This is a genomic window from bacterium (assembly GCA_030655055.1).
Lineage (GTDB): Bacteria > Edwardsbacteria > AC1 > AC1 > EtOH8 > UBA5202.
Map to the genome: position 1 here is coordinate 1 of JAURWH010000141.1, position 2,368 is coordinate 2,368.

At 62.8% G+C, this 2,368-nt stretch carries 1 protein-coding gene; it reads left to right on the plus strand.

Annotation, left to right across the window (positions count from 1 at the left end; genetic code table 11):
- Positions 1-2,368: FAD-dependent oxidoreductase (locus Q7U71_06645; GenBank protein ID MDO9391433.1), on the plus strand; the 2,368-nt coding region annotated here is incomplete at both ends.

Below are 2,368 nucleotides of genomic sequence, written 5' to 3' on the forward strand. Positions count from 1 at the left end.
TGAGCGCGGCCTACTACCTGAGGCAAAAAGGCCACCAGGTCACCATCTTCGAGGCCCTGCCCAAACCGGGCGGCTGGCTGCGCTACGGCATTCCCCAGTACCGCCTGCCCAAGGAGGTTTTGGACCAGGAGATCAAGACCATCACCGACCTGGGGATCGAGATAAAATGCGAGCAGACCCTGAACAAGGATTTCACCATCGATTCTTTGCGGAAGTCCTACGACGCAGTTTTCCTGGGCTTCGGGGCCCATGCCTCCACCAAGATGGGGGTGGAGGGCGAGCAGTCGGACGGGGTCTGGGACGGCATAGGCTTCCTTAAAAAACTGGCCATGGGCCAGGAGATCAAGATCGGCAGGACCGTGGCGGTGATCGGCGGCGGCAACACCGCCATCGACGCGGCCCGGACCTCGCTGCGGCTGGGGGCCGAGGAGGTAAGCATAGTCTACCGCCGCTCGGAAAAGGAGATGCCGGCCAATCCCTTCGAGATCGAAGAGGCCCGGCACGAAGGTGTCAAGTTCAAGTTTTTGACCGCGCCCACCCGGGTGATCGCCTGCACCCAGGCCGACCCTTCGACAGGCTCAGGGGCAGGCGGCGGACTGATTTGCCAGAAGATGGAATTGGGCGAGCCCGACGCCTCGGGCCGGCGCCGCCCGGTGCCCCAGGCCGGCTCTGATTACAAGGTGGAGGCCGAGACCATCATCGCGGCCATCGGCCAGGCCCCCGACCTCTCCGTGCTGGGACAGAACCACGGGGTGGAGACCACCAAGTGGTCCACCATCAAGACCGACGAACAGACCGGGGCCACCAGCGTGGCCGGGGTGTTCGCGGCCGGAGACCTGGTGACCGGCGCCGCCACGGTGGTGGAGGCCATCGGCGGGGCCCACCGGGCGGCCGAAGCGATGCACTCTTATCTGATGACAGGGCAGGCGGCCAAGCCGGTCAAGAACTTCAACATCACCAAGGGCAAGATCAACGAAGTGCCCAAGGAACTTTTCGCCCATATCCCCAAGGCGGCCAAGGCCCAGATGCCGATGCTGCCCATCGCCCAGCGCCGGAACTTTGAGGAAGTGGAAAAAGGCTTCGTCTCTACCGTGGCTACGGACGAGGCCCAGCGCTGCCTGGAATGCGGCTGCGCCGACGTGGTGGAGTGCAAACTGCGGGACTACGCCACCCAGTACCAGGCTTCGGTCAAGCGATTCATGGGCGAGGTCAAGATACACCCCATCGACGAGAGCCATCCCTTCCTGGTGCGCGACCAGAGCAAGTGCATCCTGTGCGGCCGCTGCGTCCGGATGTGCCTGGAGGTGGTGGGGGCCTCGGCCCTGGGCTTTGTCTACCGGGGTTTTGGCACCATCGTGGCCCCGTCGCTGGGGAAACCCTTCCCCGAATCCAGCTGCGTGTCCTGCGGGGCCTGCATCGAGACCTGCCCGGTGGGCGCGCTGACCGAGCGTCCCCGCCATCTGAAGCCGGCCCCCTGGGAGATGCCCAAGACCAATTCGGTCTGCACCTTCTGCGGGGTGGGCTGCGGCACCGAGATCCATACCAAGGACAACAAGGCGGTCAAACTTACCGGCAACCAGGAAAGCCCGGCCAGCCAGGGGTCGCTTTGCTTCAAGGGCAAGTTCGGCTTTGAACTGATACACAGCCGGGAAAGGCTGGCCGCACCCCTGGTGAAACAGGGCAGATCCCATGTCCCGGTGGAATGGAAGAAGGTTTTCAACCTGGTCAACGGTGACATCGACGCCATGGTCAAGAAACACGGGCCGGAAGCGGTGGCGGTGCTGGCCTCGGGCCGGACCTCCATGGAAGAGGCCGAGGGCCTGCGCTCCTGGGCGGCCAAGAAGGGGGTAAACAAATTCTCCAGCCTGGTTTATTCCGAAGGCCGGGCGCTGGACCAGATGGAAAAGATACTGGGCGGACTGAACGGCAAGAGCTACGCCGACCTGGAAAAGGCCCAGGCCATACTGCTGGTGGGATCCGATCCCTACAGCCAGCATCCGGTGTTCGGGCAGATATTAAGACAGGCGGCCAAAAAGGGCGTACCGGTCTACATTATGGCTGAAAAAACCGGACCGTTGGCCGAGATCGCAGCCGGGCAGTTCACAGTCAAAGCGGGCGGCATCTCTTCGGCGCTGAACGGGGCGCTGAAGGCCCTGACAGTTTCTTCCAACCTGGCTGGTTTCACTGAATACAAAAAAGGCCTGGCCAAGATCACCGGGGCGGGGGCCCTCAAGGACAGCGGGCTGAAGAAGACAGAGCTGGAGCAGCTGGCCCAGGTCTTATCGCAGAACAAGAATATTTTGATAGCCTTCAACGCCGAGCTGATAGACGGCGAGACCGCCAAGGCCATCGGCAACTTCCTGCTGTT